The sequence below is a fragment of the Nocardioides sp. LMS-CY genome (genome assembly GCF_018732145.1).
In the GTDB taxonomy this organism is placed as follows: domain Bacteria; phylum Actinomycetota; class Actinomycetes; order Propionibacteriales; family Nocardioidaceae; genus Nocardioides; species Nocardioides soli.
Map to the genome: position 1 here is coordinate 4321055 of NZ_CP076104.1, position 20886 is coordinate 4341940.

The 20886-nt window shown below is 71.6% G+C and carries 15 protein-coding genes; 8 read left to right on the top strand and 7 right to left on the bottom strand.

What is annotated here, in order from left to right; genetic code table 11:
• Window positions 1-28: 28 nt before the first annotated feature.
• The 4 genes from KM427_RS20495 to KM427_RS20510 all read left to right on the top strand — a co-directional run bounded on the left by KM427_RS20495 (window position 29) and on the right by KM427_RS20510 (window position 3605).
• Window positions 29-1126: a PLP-dependent cysteine synthase family protein gene (locus tag KM427_RS20495; RefSeq protein WP_252274711.1), complete on the top strand. Its 1098-nt coding sequence runs from the start codon at window positions 29-31 to the stop codon at window positions 1124-1126.
• A gap of 68 nt (window positions 1127-1194) precedes the next feature.
• Window positions 1195-1473 carry a TFIIB-type zinc ribbon-containing protein gene (locus tag KM427_RS20500; protein WP_215525132.1) on the top strand — a complete coding sequence of 93 codons (279 nt, stop codon included), beginning with the start codon at window positions 1195-1197 and terminating at the stop codon, window positions 1471-1473.
• Window positions 1474-1521: 48 nt separating this feature from the next.
• On the top strand, window positions 1522-2205 hold the full coding sequence (locus KM427_RS20505) for a spermine/spermidine synthase domain-containing protein (protein WP_215525133.1): 684 nt from the start codon (window positions 1522-1524) through the stop codon (window positions 2203-2205).
• Window positions 2202-3605: a class II fumarate hydratase gene (locus KM427_RS20510; RefSeq protein WP_215525134.1), complete on the top strand. Its 1404-nt coding sequence runs from the start codon at window positions 2202-2204 to the stop codon at window positions 3603-3605. The genes KM427_RS20505 and KM427_RS20510 overlap by 4 nt, the downstream gene beginning before the upstream one ends.
• 90 nt (window positions 3606-3695) lie before the next feature.
• Here KM427_RS20510 and KM427_RS20515 read toward each other — a convergent pair whose 3' ends face one another.
• The 3 genes from KM427_RS20515 to KM427_RS20525 all read right to left on the bottom strand — a co-directional run bounded on the left by KM427_RS20515 (window position 3696) and on the right by KM427_RS20525 (window position 7003).
• On the bottom strand, window positions 3696-4370 hold the full coding sequence (locus tag KM427_RS20515; protein WP_215525135.1) for an aggregation-promoting factor C-terminal-like domain-containing protein: 675 nt from the start codon (window positions 4368-4370) through the stop codon (window positions 3696-3698).
• Between the two features lie 235 nt (window positions 4371-4605).
• On the bottom strand, window positions 4606-5964 hold the full coding sequence (gene phoH2 / locus KM427_RS20520; RefSeq protein ID WP_183591648.1) for an RNA 5'-3' helicase PhoH2: 1359 nt from the start codon (window positions 5962-5964) through the stop codon (window positions 4606-4608).
• A gap of 268 nt (window positions 5965-6232) precedes the next feature.
• Window positions 6233-7003, bottom strand: coding sequence for an isoprenyl transferase (locus tag KM427_RS20525; protein ID WP_183591649.1), 771 nt, complete (start codon window positions 7001-7003; stop codon window positions 6233-6235).
• A gap of 105 nt (window positions 7004-7108) precedes the next feature.
• Here KM427_RS20525 and trhA point away from each other — a divergent pair, with 105 nt between their 5' ends.
• Complete coding sequence (gene trhA, locus KM427_RS20530) at window positions 7109-7852, top strand: PAQR family membrane homeostasis protein TrhA (RefSeq protein WP_183591650.1); 744 nt, start codon at window positions 7109-7111, stop codon at window positions 7850-7852.
• 306 nt (window positions 7853-8158) lie between these two features.
• Here the strand turns inward: trhA and KM427_RS20535 are convergent, their stop codons facing one another.
• Genes KM427_RS20535 through KM427_RS20550 form a run of 4 tightly spaced genes read right to left on the bottom strand, consistent with a single transcriptional unit; the run spans window position 8159 to window position 19226 of the window.
• On the bottom strand, window positions 8159-12901 hold the full coding sequence (locus KM427_RS20535) for a carboxypeptidase regulatory-like domain-containing protein (protein WP_215525136.1): 4743 nt from the start codon (window positions 12899-12901) through the stop codon (window positions 8159-8161).
• Window positions 12898-14250 (bottom strand): COG1470 family protein, encoded by a 1353-nt coding sequence (locus KM427_RS20540; RefSeq protein WP_215525137.1) that lies wholly within the window; start codon window positions 14248-14250, stop codon window positions 12898-12900. Before KM427_RS20540 ends, KM427_RS20535 begins: the two co-directional genes overlap by 4 nt.
• Complete coding sequence (locus KM427_RS20545; RefSeq protein ID WP_215525138.1) at window positions 14247-16877, bottom strand: carboxypeptidase regulatory-like domain-containing protein; 2631 nt, start codon at window positions 16875-16877, stop codon at window positions 14247-14249. Before KM427_RS20545 ends, KM427_RS20540 begins: the two co-directional genes overlap by 4 nt.
• Window positions 16878-16880: 3 nt before the next feature.
• Window positions 16881-19226, bottom strand: coding sequence for a carboxypeptidase-like regulatory domain-containing protein (locus tag KM427_RS20550; protein ID WP_215525139.1), 2346 nt, complete (start codon window positions 19224-19226; stop codon window positions 16881-16883).
• A 179-nt stretch (window positions 19227-19405) separates the two neighbouring features.
• Between KM427_RS20550 and KM427_RS20555 the strand changes: the two genes are divergently transcribed.
• From KM427_RS20555 to KM427_RS20565, 3 genes are read left to right on the top strand one after another with little or no spacing between them, the layout of a single operon-like run.
• Window positions 19406-19972 (top strand): Pvc16 family protein, encoded by a 567-nt coding sequence (locus tag KM427_RS20555; protein WP_183591654.1) that lies wholly within the window; start codon window positions 19406-19408, stop codon window positions 19970-19972.
• Entirely contained in the window at window positions 19965-20456 is a 492-nt protein-coding gene (locus KM427_RS20560; RefSeq protein ID WP_215525140.1) for a septum formation family protein, read from the top strand. The genes KM427_RS20555 and KM427_RS20560 overlap by 8 nt, the downstream gene beginning before the upstream one ends.
• Window positions 20457-20492: 36 nt before the next feature.
• Window positions 20493-20882, top strand: coding sequence for a DUF4280 domain-containing protein (locus KM427_RS20565; RefSeq protein ID WP_183591656.1), 390 nt, complete (start codon window positions 20493-20495; stop codon window positions 20880-20882).
• Window positions 20883-20886: the final 4 nt, after the last annotated feature.

The following is a 20886-nucleotide window of genomic DNA, read 5'->3' on the forward strand; positions in this document are numbered from 1 at the left end:
TGCATCGCAGGTCGAGTAAGGAGTAGAAGTGTCTGTTGTCCCGATCCGAGCCGTTCAGCCGTCGACGAGCATCGACCGGTCGTGGGTGGAGCACGCCATCCACTGCCTGCGCGCCGACGAGGCGCGCAGCGCGGACACCCACATGGTCAAGCTGCCCACCGGCGACGACGCGTCCGCGCTCATCTACCTCAAGGACGAGTCGACCCATCCGACGGGCAGCCTCAAGCACCGGCTGGCGCGGTCGCTGTTCCTGTACGCGATCTGCACCGGCGACATCGGCCCCACCACCACGGTCGTCGAGGCCTCCAGCGGCTCCACGGCCATCAGCGAGGCGTACTTCGCCCGGCTGATCGGGGTGCCGTTCGTGGCCGTCATCGCACGCTCCACGAGCCCGGCCAAGGTGGCCCTGATCGAGCGGGAGGGCGGCCGGTGCGAGTTCGTCGATCGCGCCGACGAGGTGTACGACGCCGCCAGGCTCCTCGCGGAGAGCGTCGGCGGCCACTACATGGATCAGTTCACGAACGCGGAGCGGGCCACCGACTGGCGCGGCAACAACAACATCGCGGAGTCGATCTTCGAGCAGCTGACCGAGGAGCCGTTCCCGATCCCCGACTGGGTCGTGGTCGGCGCCGGCACGGGCGGGACCAGCTCGACCATCGGGCGCTACCTGCGCTACCGCGGCCACGAGACCCGCCTCGCGGTCGTGGACCCGGACGGGTCGGCGTTCCTCCCCTCGTACGCCGGCGAGGGGACCACCGCTCCCGGATCACGGATCGAGGGGATCGGCCGGCCCCGCGTGGAGCCGTCGTTCCTGCCCCACGTGATCGACCGGATGATGCGGATCCCGGACGCCGCGTCCGTCGCCGCCATGCGCTTCCTCGGCGATCGCGTCGGCCTGCGTGCCGGGCCGTCCACCGGGACCAATCTCTACGGCGCGCTCCGGCTGGCCTGCGAGATGCACGAGCGCGGGCAGCGCGGCAGCATCGTGACGCTGATGTGCGATCGATCCGATCGCTACGACGCGACGTTCGACGACGACGACTGGCTCCGGCAGCAGGGGCTGGACTTCGAGCCCTACCTCGAGGTCGTCGAGACGGCGTGGACCACGCAGACCTGGATCGGCTGACCGCCTCGAAGCGGAACCCCGCGGCCGACTCGTGCGTTCGACCGGGTGAACGACGAGAGGACACGACCATGCAGTGCCCCACCGACGGCACCATCCTGGTGATGAGCGAACGCAGCGGCATCGAGATCGACTACTGCCCGAGCTGTCGGGGCGTGTGGCTCGACCGCGGCGAGCTCGACAAGCTCATCGAGCGCTCGCTGACCCAGCCGGCACCCCAGCCCGCGCCGCCGCAGGCCCAGCAGTCCTACCAGCAACCGCACCAGCAGCCCTATCAGCAGCCCTACCAGCAGGGCGGCTACTACAAGAAGAAGCGCAAGGAGAGCTGGCTCAGCGAGCTCTTCGACTGACGGTCCCTGGCGCCGGGTCCGTCGCGTCGGGTCCGTAGGGTCGGGCAGGTGGAGTACGTCGAGATCGCCCGAGCCGAGTCCGAGCGCGGCGAGCTGGTACTGCGCGAGCGCCGGTCCGAGGCCGGTTCGAGCGCGCTCGAGCTGCGCGCCAACGGCGTGTTCGTCATGGACACGCTTGAGGTGAGCACCGAGCAGGCCCTGGCGAGCGGCGCGCTGGCGACCGTCGACGACCCCCGCGCGGTGTTCGTGGGCGGCCTCGGCCTCGGGTTCACCATGCACGAGGTGCTCGCCGACAGCCGCGTCGAGAAGGTCGCGGTCGTCGAGATCGAGCAGGCCTTGGTCGACTGGATGCGCGACGGCACGATCCCCCACGGGCCCGCGATGCTGGCCGACGAGCGGGTGACGATCGTGGTGGCCGACGTCGCGGTCGCGCTCGCCGAGGCCGCGCCCGCGTCGTACGACCTGGTGCTGCTCGACGTCGACAACGGGCCGGGCTACCTGGTGCACGACGTCAACGCGGCGCTCTACCAGGAGCCGTTCCTCCGGGCGGCGCGGCGGGCGCTGCGCCCCGGCGGCGCCCTCGCGGTCTGGTCGGCCGCGGACTCCCCCGAGCTGGCCGAGCAGCTGCGCGCGGCGTTCGGCAACGCCCAGGGCCAGGCGCACGACGTGCTGCTCCAGGACCGCGACGAGCAGTACTGGCTGTTCGTGTCGCGGGTAACGTCCGAGTCATGAGCGACTCCCCGATCAGCGACGGAGACTTCCGGGTCGAGCACGACAGCATGGGCGAGGTCCGGGTGCCGGCGGCGGCGCTGTGGCGGGCGCAGACCCAGCGCGCGGTGGAGAACTTCCCGATCAGCGGCACGCCGATCGAGCCGGCGCTGATCCACGCGATCGGCCGGGTCAAGTCCGCCGCGGCGCGGGTCAACGGCGAGCTGGGCATCCTCGAGCCCGCCCAGGCGGACGCGATCGTCCGCGCGGCCGAGTCGGTGGTGGCCGGCGAGCACGACGACCAGTTCCCGATCGACGTCTTCCAGACCGGGTCGGGCACCAGCTCCAACATGAACGCCAACGAGGTCATCGCCACGCTGGCGCAGCGGGCCGGCACCGACGTACACCCCAACGACCACGTCAACGCGAGCCAGTCCAGCAACGACACGTTCCCGACCGCGATCCACGTGGCCGCGACCCTCGCCGTCGTCGACGACCTGCTGCCGGCCCTCGACCTCCTGGCCGGCAGCCTGGAGCGCAAGGCCGAGGAGTTCGCCGGCCTGGTGAAGTCGGGCCGGACCCACCTGATGGACGCGACGCCGGTGCTGCTCGGTCAGGAGCTCGGCGGGTACGCCGCGACCGTGCGGTACGCCGCCGAGCGGCTCGAGTCCGTGCTGCCCCGGGTCCGCGAGCTGCCGCTGGGCGGCACCGCGGTCGGCACCGGGATCAACACCCCGCCGGGCTTCGCCGAGCGCGTGATCGCGGTGCTCGGCGAGGCGAGCGGCCAGCCGTTCACCGAGGCGCGCAACCACTTCGAGGCCCAGGGCACCCGCGACTCGCTCGTGGAGCTGAGCGGCGTGCTGCGCACCTACGCGGTCGGGCTCACCAAGATCTGCAACGACCTGCGCTGGATGGCCTCGGGTCCGACGACCGGCCTCGCCGAGATCCACCTGCCCGACCTGCAGCCCGGATCGAGCATCATGCCGGGCAAGGTCAACCCGGTGCTGCCCGAGGCCACGCTGATGGTCTGCTTCCAGGTGGTCGGCAACGACGCCGCGGTGACCGCCGCCGGCGCCAGCGGCAGCTTCGAGCTCAACGTCGCGATGCCGGTGATCGCCCGCAACGTGCTGGAGTCGGTGCGCCTGCTCGCGGCGTCCTCACGACTGCTCGCCGAGCGCTGCGTCGACGGCATCACCGCGAACGCCGACCGGATGCGGCAGTACGCCGAGTCCTCGCCCTCGGTCGTCACCCCGCTGAACCGCTACCTCGGCTACGAGGCCGCCACCACGATCGCGAAGCGGGCACTTGCCGACGGCGCCACGATCCGGGAGACCGTGATCGCGATGGGGTACGTCGAGCGCGGCGAGCTCACCGAGGCCCAGCTCGACGAGGCGCTCGACGTGGAGTCCATGACGCACCCGTAGGACTTCTCGCGCAATCCCTGACGTTCTGGGGTGTTGCACCGGCCGAGAAGTGCGGGGATACCCGGTGGACCGGGTATCCCTGCAGAACGGTCAGTACCAGCCGTGCGACTGCGAGTGCCCCCAGGCACCGCACGGGCTGCCGTACCGGTCCTGGATGTAGCCGAGGCCCCAGGTGATCTGGGTGACCGGGTTGGACGACCAGTCGGGGCCGGCCGAGGCCATCTTGGAGCCGGGCAGCGACTGCGGGATGCCGTGCGCGCCGGAGGAGGGGTTGTGGGCGGCGGGGTTCCAGTTGCTCTCGCGCGTCCACAGCGAGTCGAGGCAGCCGAACTGGTCGCCGGAGAAGCCGAACTGCGGCAGCAGCGCCCGGGCGATGTCGCGCGGATCGCCGTCGCTCACGTCCACGGACGCGGTACGCGCCGGTCCACTGTCGACGGAGAGCGCGCTGACCTTGTCCGGGTCGGCCTCGCGCCGGCGATCGGCCGCGCGGGAGACGACCTCGCGGTCCGCGAGCGCGGCCGCCGCGGCCTGGTCGTCACTGGACCTGCCGGCGAGGCCGCCGGTCACGTCGCTGCCGAGGTCCTGGGCCGTGGTCGTCATCTGCGCGGGCGTGCCGAGGAGGCCGCCGGCGACCGAGATACCGGTGACGGCGGCGGCGACCGAGGTCATCACCAGTCCGGTGCGCAGCGCCTTCGTGGGCGCGCTGCGCAGGGTCGACTCGGGGACGCTCCGGTGCTTCGGGACGTACTTCGTGCGCTTCGACAAGGCTCGCTGACTCGGGGTAGACGACTCGGGGCAGGCGATCCGGCTGGACCGGCGACGACGCTGTCGAAGGTCACGAAGAGATCACGAGCCACCCTGCCGGACGGAGCAGGTGGTTGCAAACCGAACTGCCTCATCCGTCCGGATAAATTCGCCGACGGCCACCTCCCCCGTCACAACAGCCACAGATGCCTCAGAAGCACCGGGTGGCCCGGCCTTCCGAGGCGCCCATCGGGGCTCAGACCGTCATGTTCTCCAGCATCTCGGTCACCAGGGCGGCGATCGGCGACCGCTCGGAACGGGTCAGCGTGACGTGGGCGAACAGCGGGTGGCCCTTGAGCTTCTCGACCACGGCGACCACGCCGTCGTGCCGCCCGACCCGCAGGTTGTCGCGCTGCGCGACGTCGTGGGTGAGCACCACCTTGGAGTTGGCACCGATCCGGGACAGCACGGTCAGCAGCACGTTGCGCTCCAGCGACTGCGCCTCGTCGACGATGACGAAGGCGTCGTGCAGCGACCGGCCCCGGATGTGGGTCAGCGGGAGCACCTCGAGCATGCCGCGGTCGAGCACCTCGTCGATGACCTCACGGGTCGTGATCGCCCCGAGGGTGTCGAAGACCGCCTGCGCCCAGGGCGACATCTTCTCCGACTCCGAGCCGGGCAGGTAGCCGAGTTCCTGGCCGCCGACGGCGAACAGCGGCCGGAACACCACGACCCGCTGGTGCTGACGCCGCTCCATCACCGCCTCGAGACCGGCGCACAGCGCGAGCGCGGACTTGCCGGTGCCGGCGCGGCCGCCGAGCGAGACGATCCCGACCTCCGGGTCGAGCAGCATCTCCAGCGCGACTCGCTGCTCGGCGGAGCGGCCGTGGATGCCGAACGCCTCCCGGTCGCCGCGCACCAGGTGCACGTGCTTGTCGGGGCCGACCCGGCCCAACGCCGTACCGCGCTCGGAGAGCAGCACCAGCCCGTGGTGGCACGGCAGGTCCCGCGCGGCCTCGAGGTCGAGGACGCCGTCGTCGTACAGCTCGTCGAGGTCGGCGGCCGCGACCTCGAGCTCGGCCATGCCGGAGTAGCCGGTGTCGGAGTCGCTGACGGCCTCGGCGCGGTACTCCTCGGCGTCGAGGCCGACCGCGGACGCCTTGATCCGCAGCGGCAGGTCCTTGGAGACGAGCGTGACCGCGTGGCCCTCGTTGGCGAGGTTGCGGGCGACCGCGAGGATGCGCGTGTCGTTGTCACCGAGACGGAAGCCCGAGGGCAGCGACTCGGGGTCGGTGTGGTTGAGCTCGACCCGGATCGTGCCGCCCTCGTCGCCGACCGGCACCGGCTCGTCGAGCCGGCCGTGGGTGATCCGCAGCTCGTCGAGCATCCGCAGCGCCGTACGGGCGAAGAAGCCCAGCTCGGGGTGGTGCCGCTTGCCCTCCAGCTCGGTGATCACCACGACCGGGAGCACGACCTCGTGCTCGGCGAAGCGCCGCAGTGCGCCCGGGTCGGCCAGCAGCACGCTGGTGTCCAGGACGAAGGTGCGGACGGCGGGCGGTGTCGCTCGATCGGCAGTGGTGGCGGAGCGCTGTGACTTCTGAGCCTGGGTCGGCACGATGACACCCCTTCAGCAGGCCGGCGGGCACTCCGCGTCCGGCCATCTGCTCACTCTGATGGACCGGAACGAGCCCGAGGACCGGAGTGCCGGCTCCCGGTCGCACACCCGCGAGGGGGATCCCCCCGATGGTGTGCGGTGCAGTCGTGAATGCTCACGAACGGGCCTCCCGATACGGGGAGCTTCCCCACTCCCCGATACCCGCGAACGTACGCCGCGGCCCCACGGGTTCCGGGACGACACGCCCGAACGGACGGTGAAGGCTCGGTTACGAGCCGAAGCGCCGCTCACGCTGCGCGTAGGCACGGATCGCGCGCAGGAAGTCGACCCGTCGGAAGTCCGGCCAGTAGGCCTCGCAGAAGTAGAACTCCGACTTCGCCGACTGCCACAGCAGGAAGCCGCCGAGGCGCTGCTCCCCCGACGTACGGATCACCAGGTCGGGATCGGGCTGCCCCTTGGTGTAGAGGTGCTCGGCGATGTGCTCGACGTCGATGGTGGTGGCGAGCTCCTCGAGCGACATGCCCTTGGCCGCGGACTCGTGGAGCAGCGAGCGTACGGCGTCGGCGATCTCGCGACGGCCGCCGTACCCGACCGCGACGTTGACCAGCATCCCGTCGACGTCGCGGGTCGCCTCCTCGGCCGCCTTCAGCTTCTCCGCGACCTCCGCGGGCAGCAGGTCGAGGGCGCCGACGGGATGGATCCGCCACTTCTGCTGGTCGGCGAGCGAGGCGACGGCCTCGCCGATGATCTCCAGCAGCGGCAGCAGCTCGTGCTCGGGCCGGTTGAGGTTGTCGGTGGACAGCAGCCACAGCGTGACGACCTCGATGCCGACCTCGTCGCACCAGCCGAGCAGCGGCTCGATGTTCGCGGCGCCGGCCCGATGGCCGTGCGCGGTGTCGTGGCCGACGGCACGCGCCCACCGGCGGTTGCCGTCGAGCATCACGCCGACGTGCTGCGGGACGTTCTCGGGCATCCGCCGCAGAACGCGGGCCTCGTACGCCGGATAGAGCACCCGTCGCACTCCCCGCTTCCAGTCCACCTGTCGATGGTAGCGAGCGAACCGCCGATTTCGTGGTCGCAACGTTGACGTGACGTTCACCGCCTGTGCGGTTTCCGTCACCGGGCGCCGGGTAGGTTCTGCGTCATGAACCAGGCCATGAACCACGCGGTGCGAGCGGGGCTCGACCAGGCCCGCGAAGCCGTCGCGGAGTTCCGGGCCGAGTTCAAGGCCGAGATCAAGCCGAAGCTGCGCGGCTGGCTGCACCTCGCGATCGCCCCGCTCACGCTCGCGGCCGGGATCGTGCTCATCGCCCTGTCGCCCACGCCGGCGACCCGGATCGGCTCGGCGCTCTTCACCGGATCAGCCCTCGTACTGTTCACGGTGTCCGCGATCTACCACACCGGCACCTGGTCACCTCGGGTCTGGGCGTTCCTGCGGCGCTTCGACCACTCCAACATCTTCTTGCTGATCGCCGGCTCCTACACGCCGTTCAGCCTCCTCCTCCTCGACGGCACGCCGCGCGTGGTGCTGCTGGCGACCGTCTGGAGCGGCGCCGTGCTCGGCGTCGGCTTCCGGATCTTCTGGACCGACGCGCCGCGCTGGCTCTACGTGCCGATCTACATCGCGCTCGGCTGGGCGGCGGTCTTCTTCATCCCGTCGTTCCTCGACGGCGCGACCCGGCTCGGGGTCGGCGTCGGCATCGCGACGTTCGTGATGATCGTGGTCGGCGGTGCGCTCTACACCTTCGGCGGCGTCGTCTACGGCTTCAAGCGACCCAACCCGTGGCCGCGCTTCTTCGGCTTCCACGAGGTGTTCCACAGCTTCACGATCCTCGCGTTCGTCTCCCACTACGTGGGCGTCTCGCTCGCGACGTACTCCCTGCGCTGACCGTCGGATCGCCGGCGTCGGTCCGTCCGTGCAAGGGACGCTCGACGAGGCTGACTCCGACGATCACAACCGCGAGACTGGTGGTTTCGAGACAGGCGCTAGCGCGCCTTCCTCAACCACCGTGACTCCCTGACGACGGTGGTTGAGGAGGTTGCGCTAGCAACCGTCTCGAAACCACCCCCAACGCGACCCAGTCCCGACCACAGGTCGACGTCTCGACGGGTGGTTTCGAGACAGGCGCTAGCGCGCCTTCCTCAACCACCGCAAGACAGGCGCCAGCGCGCCTTCCTCAACCACCGTGGCATCTCAACCACCGCTACCACCGCTGCCGCCCTCTTCCTCCTCCTCACCGCTGGAGGGCGGGGGCGGGACGACGATCGTCAGGGCGTACTTGCCGTTCGGCGCCGTCGACTCGGGGGCGGTGATCTCGATCTGCTCGGTCTTCGTGCGCGTCCCGATGTCCGCCTTGACCGTCCAGGTGCCGGCGGGCAGGTAGTAGGTCCGCTTGTAGCCGCTGGTGAGGAGCGGAGCGACGTACGACGGTGGCACGGTCGAGGTGCCGGTGAGGGTCAGCGTCGCCTGCGGATCGGTGCCGCTGCCGCCGGTCACGGTGACGTCGAGGGTGGCCGCCTGCTCCTCGATGTCGAGGTCGGCCTCTGCGGCGGCCGACGACGGCGGCTTGGTCGCGGGCACGGTCACGCTGTCGGAGTCGTCCGGCCAGAACGGCGTGGGCGTCGCCAGGTCGGCGCTGACGGTGTAGGCGCTCCCGGTCGGCACCCAGAACGTCGTCGGCGAGCTGCTCACGGCGAACTCGTCGTCGGTGTACACGACCGTGTTGCCGCGCTTGATGGTCAGCACGACCTTCGTCGGCGGAGTGGTGCCCAGCGGGACGTCGGTGAACGGCGTCGCGGTGACCGCCACGTCGAGCCGGCCCTCGTTGAGCGTGCTGGTCGCGGTCACCGGGCTGGCGGCGTACGTGCTCGGAACCGTCAGCGCGAAGTCGCCCGTGCACGTGATCGACTCATCGGTCGGCCCGCCGGTCAGTGCGCTCGGCGTTCCGAGGTGGTTGCCCGAGACCGGTGGCGTGATCGTGACCGTCCAGCAGCCCCACTTCACCTGGTTGAACGACGCGGTGAACGTCCCGGGGGTGCTGGTGGCGACCAGGTTGACCGCGGAGAGCGAGGTCGATCCGCCCACCTCGTCGAGAGCGACGGTGCCCGCGCTGAGGTCGTTGTTGGTCCACGGCGTCTGCACCGTGATCGTGACGTTGCGCTTGACCAGCTCGAGGGTCTGGTTCACCGGAGGCGGTGCGCCGAGCGTGTGGTCGACGTGGATGGCTGCCGGCGAGGCGTACGGCCGGTAGCCGTACTTCGTGACCAGCACGTAGAAGTCACCGTCGGGCACGTTGCGGATCTCGAAGCCGCCGTTGGCCGCCGTCTTCGCGGACATCCGGTTGTTGTCCGGCCCCTTGTCCGCCTCGTCGCAGGTGGACGCCGCGCACACCCACACGTCGGCGTCCTTGAGCCCGGTCGAGGCGTCGGAGCCGAGGATCGTGCCGTAGATGGTGTTCATCGCGCGGTCGAGGCTGACCGTGAAGACCTGGTTGTTCGCACTGATGGTCTGCGTCCAGGTGTTGGTGACCAGGCCCGGTCCGCTGACCTCGAGGATGTACGAGCCGGGGACGATCCCGACCAGCGGGTAGCGACCGGTGGCGGGGTCGAACGCCGGCTCCTGGACCACCTCGGTGCCGCTCGAGGTCAGGCGCTTGAGCGTGACGGTCGCGTCCGACGCCGTCACGCCGCCGACGAGCACCGCGACCGAGACGTCGACCGGGTCGAGGTCCAACCGCACGTCGGCCTCGGCCACGTTGTCGGTGAACGACCGGACCAGGGTGCCGGGCAGCGCGGTGGCCGGTACGTCGGCGGGGCGGTCCTCGTCCGGGGAGTAGCCCGGCGCCTCGGCCGTGACCAGCCAGGCCACGTCGGTGGCGAGCCCGTCGACGTCGTACGTGCCGGTGATCGAGAAGCCGCCGCCGGCGTTGGTGGTGCCGGTGAAGGTGGGACCGCCCGTCGCGGCGCAGTACGGCGTGCCGGTGGCCGGTGCGGCCGGCAGCACCGACGTGCACCGCTGCACGGTGACGGTCGCGCCGGCCACGTTGCTGGTGGCGCCGGTCGACGGCGGCGGCGCGGGCGAGCCGATCACCGTGCCCTGGATCGTGCCGATCTTGGTCATCGACGCGACGCACGACGTCGACCCACCCGGCTCCAGCGTGATGCTGCTCCCGCCCGGCGTGCAGGTCAGCGGCAGCGGGCTGGTCGAGCTCGCGGTCGAGCCGTGGGCGTAGCCCGGCGCCCGCACCTCGACGTCGTAGAGGTCGTCGTCGCGCGGGTCGAGGCCGGTGAAGGTGACCGAGCCGGCGCCGGCGCCGGCAGTCACGGTCGAGATCGCGACGCCGTCACGCGAGAGCGTGTAGCGGGCTCCGGTGACCGGGGCGGCCCCGGCGGACTGCGGGCGCACCTCCAGGCGCGCAAGCTTCTGCAGCTTCAGCGGTGCCCCGTCCCAGGCGCAGGTCACCGCGGAGCTCACCGCGACCGGGCACTCCAGGGTGGCGGTCCCGGCGATGTAGCCGTTCAGACTGGCGCTGATCTCGTAGGTCCCCGGGATCGCCTGATTCGGCGCACCGGGCACCCGGGTGTCCTGCCAGGTCAGCTGTCCGGTGCCGCCCGTGCCGGTGGCGCGCACCGTGATCGCGGGCGTCGCGCCCGCCTCGGGGATCGCCGTGAAGCTGACCTGGGTCCAGTCGAAGCCCGGGTCGGGCGGGTCGATCTCGGGCACGACCGTGCCGAGGGGGACCGGCTTGGCAGACAGCGGGAAGTCGTTGATGTCGGTGGTGCTGAGCGTCACGTCGTTGAACGTGCCGTCGGTGTAGCCCGGCGCGATCACCTTCACCGACACGACCGGAGACAGGTACGTCACCCTGCCGATGGCCGACGGCGGCGGGGCGGTGGTCGCCCAGCCCGGGTTGCAGTCCGTGCCGAGGTCGGCGATCGTCTGGCCCGCACCGAGGATGCCGAAGCAGCCCTGGGCCTCGGTGACCATACCGACGGGGGTCTGCCGGGGATTGTCGGTGTCGTCGTACCCGGTCACGCCGACGACCTGCACCGAGGCGTTCGGCACCGGCTTGAGCTGGCCGTTGACCGAGCCCGCGACCTTGGCGACGGCGGCACCGATCGGACGGGTCAGGTTGATCCGGACGGCGACCACCTGGTTGAGGCCGACCGGGATGTCCTTGGACGCGGTGAGGCCGGCGTCGTCGGCCGGCACGCCCGGAGGCGCCGGGTCGGGCACCGTCGCGGTGACCCGGTAGCTCTGCGCCGCGACCCGGGTGAACGACGCGACTCCGTCGTCGTCGGTCGTGGCCGAGTTCACGGTCTGCAGCCCGGGCAGGCTGCGCACGACGACGGAGGTCTGGTCGGAGGGCACCAGGCGCGCCAGCGCCCCCGCCTTCCGGACGGTGATGTTCAGCCGCCCGAGGCGGTTGAGGACGTACGACTGGTTGCGAGTGACGCCGTTCTCCAGGAGCACCGGTGTCGGCGCGGGCGCGAGGTACTCGGGGTCCTGCGGCTGCACGTAGAGCGTGTACGTGCCGTCGGTGGGCACCTCGAGCGAGTAGCCACCCGTGCCCGGCACGTAGGCGCAGACCGCGTCGGTGCTGCCGAGATCGAAGGTCGCCGAGCCCGAGGTGCACACGGGGTCGTCGCCGCCCGTGACGGCCGACGTGCAACCCGCCGGCGGCTCGTCGCCGCCCGGCGGCACCGCCCAGATGCAGGTGTTCGCCGCCGGCACGTCGGTGACGGTCGTGATCGAGCCGACGATCTTGGGCGCGGGCAGCAGCTCGAGCGTGCCGAGGTCGACGAGCTGGTTGTCGCCGACCTGGACCCTGGCGATCGCCGACGAGTAGTGCGGCGCCGAGACGACCACGGTGTGCAGGCCCGGGAGCAGGCCGCCCTCCGGGTCCGTCTGCGGGTCGGGCAGCGTGAACTCGTCGGCGGCCAGGAACGTCGTCCGGTAGGTGTGGTCGTCGTCGCTGTCGTCGTCGACGCCCGGCTCGACGACGCTCGCGGTCAGGCACTCGCTGTCGACGGTCGGGCACTCGATCGGTACGCCGCTGCTGCCGTCGATGGCCCGTCCGCGCACCGACGAGCGGGCGGCCAGGACGCCACCCTCGATCTGGTTGATCGTCCGGTCCACCTGCGTGATGCGGCCGGCGCGGACGGTGATGGTCACGTGGTCGGTGACGTAGCCGAAGAACTGGGTCTGGAGCGCGTAGGTGCCCGGCGCGACACCGTTGAACAGGAAGCTGCCCGCCGGGTCGGAGGTCGACATCGTCTTGTAGGTGTTGTCGGGGTTGGAGAGCGTCAGGCCGGAGCCGACGACGCCGGAGCCCTTGCCGTTGGTGTCCAGCCCGGTGATCGTGCCCGCGACGGAGCCCGAGGCGGCCACCAGGTCGGCGTCGACCGTGGCCTGCGACTGGCCGCGCCGCAGGGTCAGCTTCGTGGTCTGCGTCTGCAGGTCCGGCCCGCTGAGCGTGACCACGTAGCTGCCCGGCACGGTCAGGCCGGGCAGCTTGTACGTGCCGACGAAGTCGGCCGAGGCTCGGGCCGAGCCGCGTCCGGCCCGGGCACCCTGGGTCAGCGTCGTCGCCGAGCGCACCACGCCGTCCTCGCTCGCCACCCTGACCGAGACGCCGCCGGCGCCGGTCAGCTTCCCGGCCTGGTTCACCGCGCGCACCTTGCCGATCAGGCTGGCGACGCCGTTGCGCAGCCGCAGGTCGGCGGTAGCGGTGCCGCCCGCGGCGAGCTCGACCATCCGGGACTCGCTGGAGAGCCCCGGCCTGGCGGCCTGCACGACGTAGGTGCCCGGCGTCGACAGGCCGCTCACCGACCAGTGCCCCACTCGACCCCGAGAGTTGCTGCTCGTGGTGATCGTGTTGGTGCCGTCGGAGATCGTCACGGTCGCGGCCCCGACCGGGCCGCCCGGTCCGGTCACGGTGCCGGAGAGCTTGCCCTGGCCGGCGCCTCAGCTCGACCTCGAGCGGCTCGGCGGCGTTCTCGCTCGACGAGTCCACGACGTACGACCGCGACTGGTAGCCGGGCTTGCTGAAGGTCAGCAGGTAGTAGCCGGGCGACCTCACGTCCGCGAACGACCAGGAGCCGTCCTTCGTCGTGGTCGCGGTCCGGTCCGCCGGCGTCTGGTCGAGCGCCTGGTTGAGGAACGACGACGCGAGGCTCATGCCGGTGTTCCCGAGCTGGGAGCTCGGGACGCCGACGCCGACGCCACCCTGGGCGCCCTCGTCGACGAGGGACGTCGGCTCCAGACGCACCCGGACGCCGCCCGGGTCGTCGCCGGCGACCGTGCCGGTCAGCGACAGCGGCTGGTCGTCGGTCGCCACGGCCGGCTGCGCACCGCCGCCCTTGCCGCCGCCACCGGCCCCGGCCTGGTCGCCCTGGCCTCCCGATCCGTCGGAGCCACCGCCGTCGGAGCCGCCGGAGTCCGAGGACCCCGAGCCGTCGCCGCTCTCCTCGACCCGCGGTGGTGGTCGTCTCGCTCTGCCGGTCGCCGAGCCGGTCGGCCAGCCCCGGGATGAAGATGACGGCGGCCGCGATCCACACCGACACCACCGCGAGCAGGGCCACGGCCTTGAGCACGAAGGTGTTGACGAACGGACGCTGGGTCACCGACCCCTCGACGTGCCGCACCGACTCGGTGCCGCGGGCCGTCACGGTGTAGGCGTGGTGGGCGATGGTGCCGAAGAAGCGCGGTCGCGGCACCGACACCCGGCCCTTCACCTGCTCCGTGGCGCCGGGGAGGACCTCGACGTCCTCGCGCTTGAACCGCACCCGCAGCCGCGGCGACGCCTGGACGCCGACCTTCACCCGCGCCACGTCGTCGCCGGTGTTGCGCATCGTCATCCGCACCCGGCGCGAGGACACCAGCGAGACCCGCCGCGGCACCAGCTCGATCTCGAGCTGGTTGCGCGGGTTGACCACCAGGACGCTGTCGACCATCGCGGGCGGGGCACCGCCCGGACGACCGCTGATCGGGTCGAGGGACTGGGCGGTGAACGCCAGGGGGTACTGGGCGGGGACCGTGCCGATCGCCGGCGAGAGCGTGAGCGTGACGACCACGCTCTGACCGGGCTCGAGCAGCTCGGTCCGCGTCATCGGGGGCAGCCACGAGGAGTCGACGCCGATCGCGCCGACGGCGATGACCCGAGCGGTCGAGGCCGTGTTGGTCAGCGTCACCTCGACGGGGAGGGGCGAGCCGGCGGCGGTGCGCAGTCGCGACGACACCACCACGCCGGGGGCGGGCTCGTGGCCCGGGAAGCTCGAGGTCATTGGTCTGCTCTCACCGTGATGTCCCGCTGCTCACTGGCAGCGAGCTGGACGGTCCGCGAGCCCAGCGAAGCGCTGCCGCGGGTGGGGCGGGCCTCGACGACGTAGACCTCCGGAGCGTCGACGTCCTCGAACAGGAAGGTGCCGTTCGCCGAGGTACGCACGGTCCGGTAGGGGTTCTCGGGGTAGGTGGACGACCGGTAGAGGTCGACGTACCAGCCGGCCGGCACCGGTGCGCCGTTCTGGGTGACGGTGCCGGAGATCGCCGCGGCCGCCGCGAGCACCGGGCTGTAGTCGCGCACCTGGCCGGCGGTCAGCTGGATGATGGTCGAGGTCGGGCTCACGCCGTTGCGGCTGACGCTGACGGTGTACGTGCCCGGTGGCACGTTCTCGATGCGGTAGCGGCCGGTGTCCGCGCTGGGCACCGACGCGGTGATCACCGAGTAGCTCGCCGGACCGGAGCTCAGCTGCACGGTGACCTCGCCGACCGCGGAGCTGCCCGATCCCGCCAGCGGCTGGGTGATGATGCCCTTCACCACCGCGGTCGAGGGCTGCATCGCGACCTCGATGCCGGCGGAGGTGACCGTGGCGCCCTGGGAGCCGGGGGTGATCTGTCCCGAGGCGTCCAGCGACACCGACAGCGTCTGGGCGGCGAGGTCGGCCCGGGAGAACGTCACGGTGTAGGTGCCGGGCAGGGTCAGCCCGCCGACGCGCCAGGCACCGATGTCACCGGAGCTCTGGGTCGCGGTGACGACCGTGTGCTCGCCGTCGGTCAGCGTCACCGCGACGCCGCCGGCCGGGGCCCGGTCGGGCAGCAGCGTCACCTCGCCCTTGAGCGAGCCCGACGACTTGCCGAGCGTCAGGCCGACGCCGGTCAGCGCCTGGCCCTTCGCCAGGGTCAGCGTCAGCGTCTGCGTCGCGTAGCCACCCTTGCTGGCGACGACGGTGTAGCTCGCCGGCGTGGGCAGCTTGCGGAGCGTGAAGCTGCCGACGTCGCCATCGGTCAACGAGATCGTCGACACCTCGGTCTGCCCGGACGTCGCCGTGATCGTGACACCGCCGAGCGGGCCGCTCGCCGAGCTGACCTGTCCGGTGATGACGCCGTCGCCCTTGCGCAGCGTGATCTCGACACCGGTGCGCTCCTCGCCCGCGCTGACGTCGATGCGCTGCGTCGACGTCGCGTATCCGGTCTTGGTGACGACCAGGTCGTAGACGCTCGGCGAGGGCACGTTGGTCAGCTCGAAGGAGCCGTCGGAGCCGATCGGGACGGTCTGCACCACCGCTCCGGTGGCGGCCTCCCCCGCCTCCGCGCCGGGGGTGCCGGCCATCGGCATGGTAAGCGCGAGCGTCGCAGCGGACACGTCGTCGCCGAGGACCGTCCCGGTGATCGAGGCGGGTACGCCGCCGAGCGAGACGTCCAGGCCCGCCTGTTTGCCGTTGGCGTCCAGCGTCACGGTCTCGGCGTTGTCGGCGCTCAGCGCCTGCGGGTACCAGAGCTGGACGAAGCCGGCGCCGCGGAAGGTGAGCTTGTAGTCGCCGGACGGCAGATTGGCGACCGACCAGGCGCCGCTCTTGTCGGTCGCCGTCGTCGCCACCGGCTCGGAGGTGTCGTCGGCCGGGAAGACGTCGACGGCCACTCCGGGCACGGGCGCTCCCGACGTCAGCAGCAGGACGGTGCCCGACATCCCACTGCTGCCGGAGGTGGCGGCGGCGTTGCGTGCCTGGGCGATCTCGAGCGCGAGGTTGCGGTCGGCGGCGGACTGGCCGACGATCCGCGAGAGGGCCAGCGTGATCACGACGGCAAAGACCGTCAGCGCGAACAGCAGACCGGCCAGCGACAGCGGCCCCCGGGTGATCCGCGCCTTCTGCACGAACGACGCGTTGACCATCGGCGGCGCGTCGTTGCCCGGCGACGGCGCGGCGGGGTTCCTCACCTTCTTCTTGCGGCGCTTGACCGACAGCTTCCGGGCCGCCGACTCCCCCTCCGGCTCCTCCGGCGCCTGGGGATCGAGCTCGTCCCGCGCCGCGGCCGCTCCGGCGGGCGGCGGGTCCTCGAGCCCGATGTCGAGGATCCGGACCAGCGGACTGCCCAGGAACGGGCGCTTCGCCTTGGCCCGCAGCTCCACGACGGCGTGCTCGCCCGGCGGCAGGTCGAGCACCGCCGGCACGAACTCGAACTGCACCTGACCCTCCGGGTCGGTGCCGGTGAGTCGACTGTTGATCTGGGAGTTGCCGGTGTTACCGACCAGCAGGCCGAACCGGGCCTTGCTGCCGGCGGTCTGCGAGATCGGGTCGACGCGCATCTCGACCGACCGCGCCTCCGGCACGACCAGCACGACCTCCTCGATGCTGGTCGACTCGGGCGGGGTGAGCTCGCGGACCTGGATGGCGATGCGGCGGTCGCCCGCCACCATCCCGACCGGGACGGTGACGCGTGCGGTGATCGTGCGGGTCTCGTCGGGGAACAGCGAGATCTCGGACTCCGGCAGCTCGACCCAGCTCGGGTCGGCGCCGAGGAAGCGCAGCGTGTAGCCGCCGATGACCTCGCCGGTGTTGCTGATCGTGATCTGCAACTCCTGCGCGTGGCCCGGGACGGCCACGATGCGACGCTCGCTCAGCTCGACGTACATGTCCTAGTTCGCCGCCCGGAGCGTGAAGCCCTGCACCGCAGTGGCACCGGAGGTCACCGTGACGAGCCCGGTCTGCTGGCGGATGCCGTCGGCGGTGACCGTGACGCTGTAGGTCCCCGGCTCGAGCTCGCTGAACAGGTAGCCGCCGTTGCTGAGCGTGCCACCCGGCGAGCTGCTCGTCGTCGACCACGACTTCGCACCGTTGGTCGCGACGACGGTGGCGCCGACGTACGGCGCGCCGCTGGGCCCGGTCACGGTCCCGCGGATGCCGCCGAGCTTGGTGCCGAGCGTCGCGGTCACCTTCGGCGGCGCGCCGTTGCCGCTCAGGCTGATCGGCACGGTCTCCGAGGCGTACCCGTCGAGCAGGAACATCAGGGTGTAGTCGCCGGGCGCGGCCAGGCCGCTGATCGAGAACGTCCCCACGGCGCCCTCGGTCAGCGTGGTCGTCGTCGGGAGCGAGCTGGTGTCCACCGCGCCGCCGGCCTGGACCGAGCCGCCGACGATGACGGTGGCACCGCCGAGGCCCTTGCCGTCGGCGCCGAGCAGGATGCCCGTGACGCTCCCGGTGCCGGCGACCAGCTTGACGTCGATGGCGCTCCTGCTCTGGCCGGCCTCCAGGTCGACGATCTCCGCGCGCGACCCGTGGTCGGGGCTGGAGAAGGTGAGCATGTAGGTGCCGGGCGTCGGCAGCTTGTCGAGCGTGAACGACCCGACCTGCCCGGTCGTCGGCGTGATGACCGAGACCTCCTGGCCCGCGACCGTCGTCGTCACGGTGACGTTGCCCAGGGGTGCCTTCCCGTCGGTGACCATCCCGCTGATGCTGCCGGTGCCGGCGTTCAGCACGACGTCCGGCTGGATCCGGGCCTCGCCGCCCGCGACCGCCGTCGTCACCTTGGTGGCCTGGTAGCCCCCGGCCGTGAAGCTCAGCTCGTACGTCGCGGGCGCGGGCAGGTTCGGGAGCGTGTAGGTGTTGCCCGTGGCGACCGTGCGGGCGATCGGCGAGGTGTCGGAGGTCGCGCCGCTCATCCGCGCCACCACGGTCGTGGTCACCGGACCGAGCGCATCGCCCGGGTCGATCTCACCCGTGATGCTGGCGGGCTTGCCCTGGATGACGACGTTGTATCCCTCGGCCTCGCCCTGGGCGGTCACCTGGACCTTGGTGGCGCCGCTCTTCGAGGGGGCGTTCGGGTACCACACCGGGCGGTAGCCGTCGGCGCTGAACTTCAACAGGTAGCCCGTCGGGAACAGGCCCGCGACGCTGTACGTGCCGTCGGTCTGGCTGGCGGCCGAGCTGACCTGCTTGAGCCCGTCGCGGCTCTGGCGGTAGGCCTGCACGGTGATCCGGCCGGCCGGCTGCTGGTTGCTCGCGGCCAGGACCGTTCCCGAGATCTCGCCGCCGACGCCCGCCGGCAGCAGGCCCGTCTTGGGCATCGCACCCGCCGGCGCGGCGGTCGCTCCCGCACCGCCGGCCGCGTCGCCCTCGCCGCTGCTCCCCTCGCCCGACTCGGCGGAGGCCGGGAAGAACGACGCCGGCGCCGTCTTGGTCATCGGGTCGCCGGCGAGCACCTGGGTGAGCCCGAGCAGGAAGATCGCGGCCCACATCAGGACGATGCCCATCAGGATGAGCGCGGTCAGCAGGCCCCGGCTGACCATCGGCTTCTGCTTGAGCCGGACGATCGCCTCGCGCTCGAGCTCGGGGCCCGTCTCGGTCTCGTCCATCGCCGGGATCGTGTGCGCGCGCTTGGCGACCAGGCCGACGGTGACCATCCGGTCGGTCTCGGCGCCGGTGAACATCCGCGGCCCCTTGACCGCGAGGATCGTCGGCACCGACGTGCCCGGCTCGACCCGGACCTTCTCCGGGGTGAACCTCGCCCGGGTCCGCTTGTCCTCCTGCGTCGCCGTCAGCGTCGCGTCGAGGGCCACGTTGCCGGCGTTCTCGATCGTCACGACGAAGCGTCCGGTGCGTCGGGACCTGATCGACTGCGGGTCGGTGGCCAGCCGCACGTCGGGCCGCGCCGAGACCGACAGGTCGATGTCGACGTGCTGGGTCGGCGATCCGGAGCCGTGCGACACGACGGCGATCGTGAGTGGGTGCATGCCGGCGGGCTGGTGGCTCGGCACGCCGATCGAGAGCGTGATCTGACCCTGCGCGTCGGGGAAGAGCGGCAGCAGCTGCGGCTCGACGCTGATCTGCCCGTCGGGCAGGCCGATCAGGTGGGCGGTGACTCCCTCGATGAGCTCGCCGGTGTTGACGACGTCGACCCGGACGTCCACGGTGTCGCCGGGGTAGGCGGTAACCAACCGATGCTCGGTGGCTACCCGCACGACGACCTCCGCACCTGGCCCCATGTCTGACCGTCCGATCCTAGGAATCGGACGAACCCTGCGTGGCCGAATCACGAAACTCGTCCGACCGGCCCCGTGGCCCGTTCGGGTGGTCTGGACCGGCCCGATCCGACGGTCCGGACCCGAGGGGCGATCTGTCGGATTTGCTGTGGGCCTCCCGGCGCCCGTGCCAAACTCGGCGCGTGTTCATCAGCCACGTCGACTCGGGCCTGGAGAAGCTGCTCCGGACGCGGCTCCCGCTTCCCGAGGAGATGGGCGACGTCTCGTTCGACCCGCCCAACGGCACCTGGTCGGCGCAGCTGTCCCGGATCACCGTGAACCTGTTCCTGTACGACATCCAGCGCAGCAGCCAACCGTCGGCGCCGTCCGTGCGCACGCCGGAGACCGGGCCCGCCCAGCGCCGCCGTCCGCAGCCGATGGTGCAGCTCGGCTACCTGGTCAGCGCCTGGGCCGGCAGCCCGCGCGACGAGCACCAGCTGCTCGGCGACGTCGTCAGCATCTTCGCCGCGGTCGAGGTGCTCCCGGAGCCGCTGCTGGCCGACGGCCTGTCGTCCTCGGTTCGGCTCTCGCTCGGCGACACCGACAACCGGGTCCGCGAGGTCTGGAGCGCGGCGGGCGGATCGCTCAAGGCGTCGTTCAGCGTGATGGCCACCGTCGCCGCCGACTCCTTCGACTGGGAGATCCAGCCGCCGGCGGTCGACCGGATCAGCGCCATGGCCTCGCGGATGGACGACGAGCGGCATGCCTGAGCCCGAGCGCGCCCGTCCGGGACGTCGCCTGGCCGCGGCCCTGGTCGCACTCGTCGCGCTCCCCCTGCTGGCGGGGTGCAGCTTCTTCGGCGGCGACGACGAGGGCGTCTCGGTGTTCTCGATCGAGCCGGCCCAGTGCTTCGAGGGCCCCGGCGAGGTCAAGGCGCAGCTGAGCGAGCTCACCGAGGTCGCCTGTGACGAGCCGCATGCGCACGAGTCCTACGCGGTGATCGAGTACCAGCCCACCGAGGGCGAGGCACCGGACATCTACCCGGGCGACGACGCCCTGACCAAGTTCGCCGACGGTGCGTGCGCGGGCGCCTTCGGCGACTACGTCGGGGTGGACTACCTCGACTCCAGCCTCTTCTACACCTTCCTGCTGCCCTCGGCCCGGAGCTGGGAGGACGACGACCGCAACGTCATCTGCTTCGTCACGACGGCGGGCGAGCCGCTCCAGGGGTCGGTGAAGGGGTCGAAGCGATGACCGCCGCAGCGGCGGACTGAAGGAGGACGAGACGTCATGGGCGGACCCAACGCAGTCGCCGGAGCGATGCTGAGCTGTTCCTTCGGGGCCGCGCCCGCAGCGCTCGTCCCCAAGGGGACCGCTCGGGTGCTGGTCGAGGGGCGGCCCGCCGCCACGATCACCGACATGGCGCCGGGCGCCAACATCCCGCCGTTCGGGATGTGCACCAGCCTGAGCAACCCCACGGTCGCCGCGGCGACCTCGGCGGCGCTCGGGGTGCTGACCCCGATGCCCTGCGTGCCGGTGCCGACCCCCTGGATACCCACCGCGCCGAAGACCCAGATCGGCGGGCAGCCCGCCCTGACCGCCGGCTCCACCTGCACCTGCGCCTGGGGTGGGGTCATCCAGATCACCAACCCAGGGGCCATGCGGACCCAGTCCAACTGACCCG

Bases quoted from the DNA above. Each gene is read 5' to 3' on its own strand.
- KM427_RS20565 (WP_183591656.1), top strand. From the start codon at position 20,493: ATGGGCGGACCCAACGCAGTCGCCGGAGCGATGCTGAGCTGTTCCTTC.
- KM427_RS20510 (WP_215525134.1), top strand. From the start codon at position 2,202: ATGAGCGACTCCCCGATCAGCGACGGAGACTTCCGGGTCGAGCACGAC.
- KM427_RS20545 (WP_215525138.1), bottom strand. From the start codon at position 16,877: ATGTACGTCGAGCTGAGCGAGCGTCGCATCGTGGCCGTCCCGGGCCAC.
- KM427_RS20560 (WP_215525140.1), top strand. From the start codon at position 19,965: ATGCCTGAGCCCGAGCGCGCCCGTCCGGGACGTCGCCTGGCCGCGGCC.
- trhA (WP_183591650.1), top strand. From the start codon at position 7,109: ATGAACCAGGCCATGAACCACGCGGTGCGAGCGGGGCTCGACCAGGCC.
- KM427_RS20550 (WP_215525139.1), bottom strand. From the start codon at position 19,226: ATGGGGCCAGGTGCGGAGGTCGTCGTGCGGGTAGCCACCGAGCATCGG.
- KM427_RS20500 (WP_215525132.1), top strand. From the start codon at position 1,195: ATGCAGTGCCCCACCGACGGCACCATCCTGGTGATGAGCGAACGCAGC.
- KM427_RS20540 (WP_215525137.1), bottom strand. From the start codon at position 14,250: ATGACCTCGAGCTTCCCGGGCCACGAGCCCGCCCCCGGCGTGGTGGTG.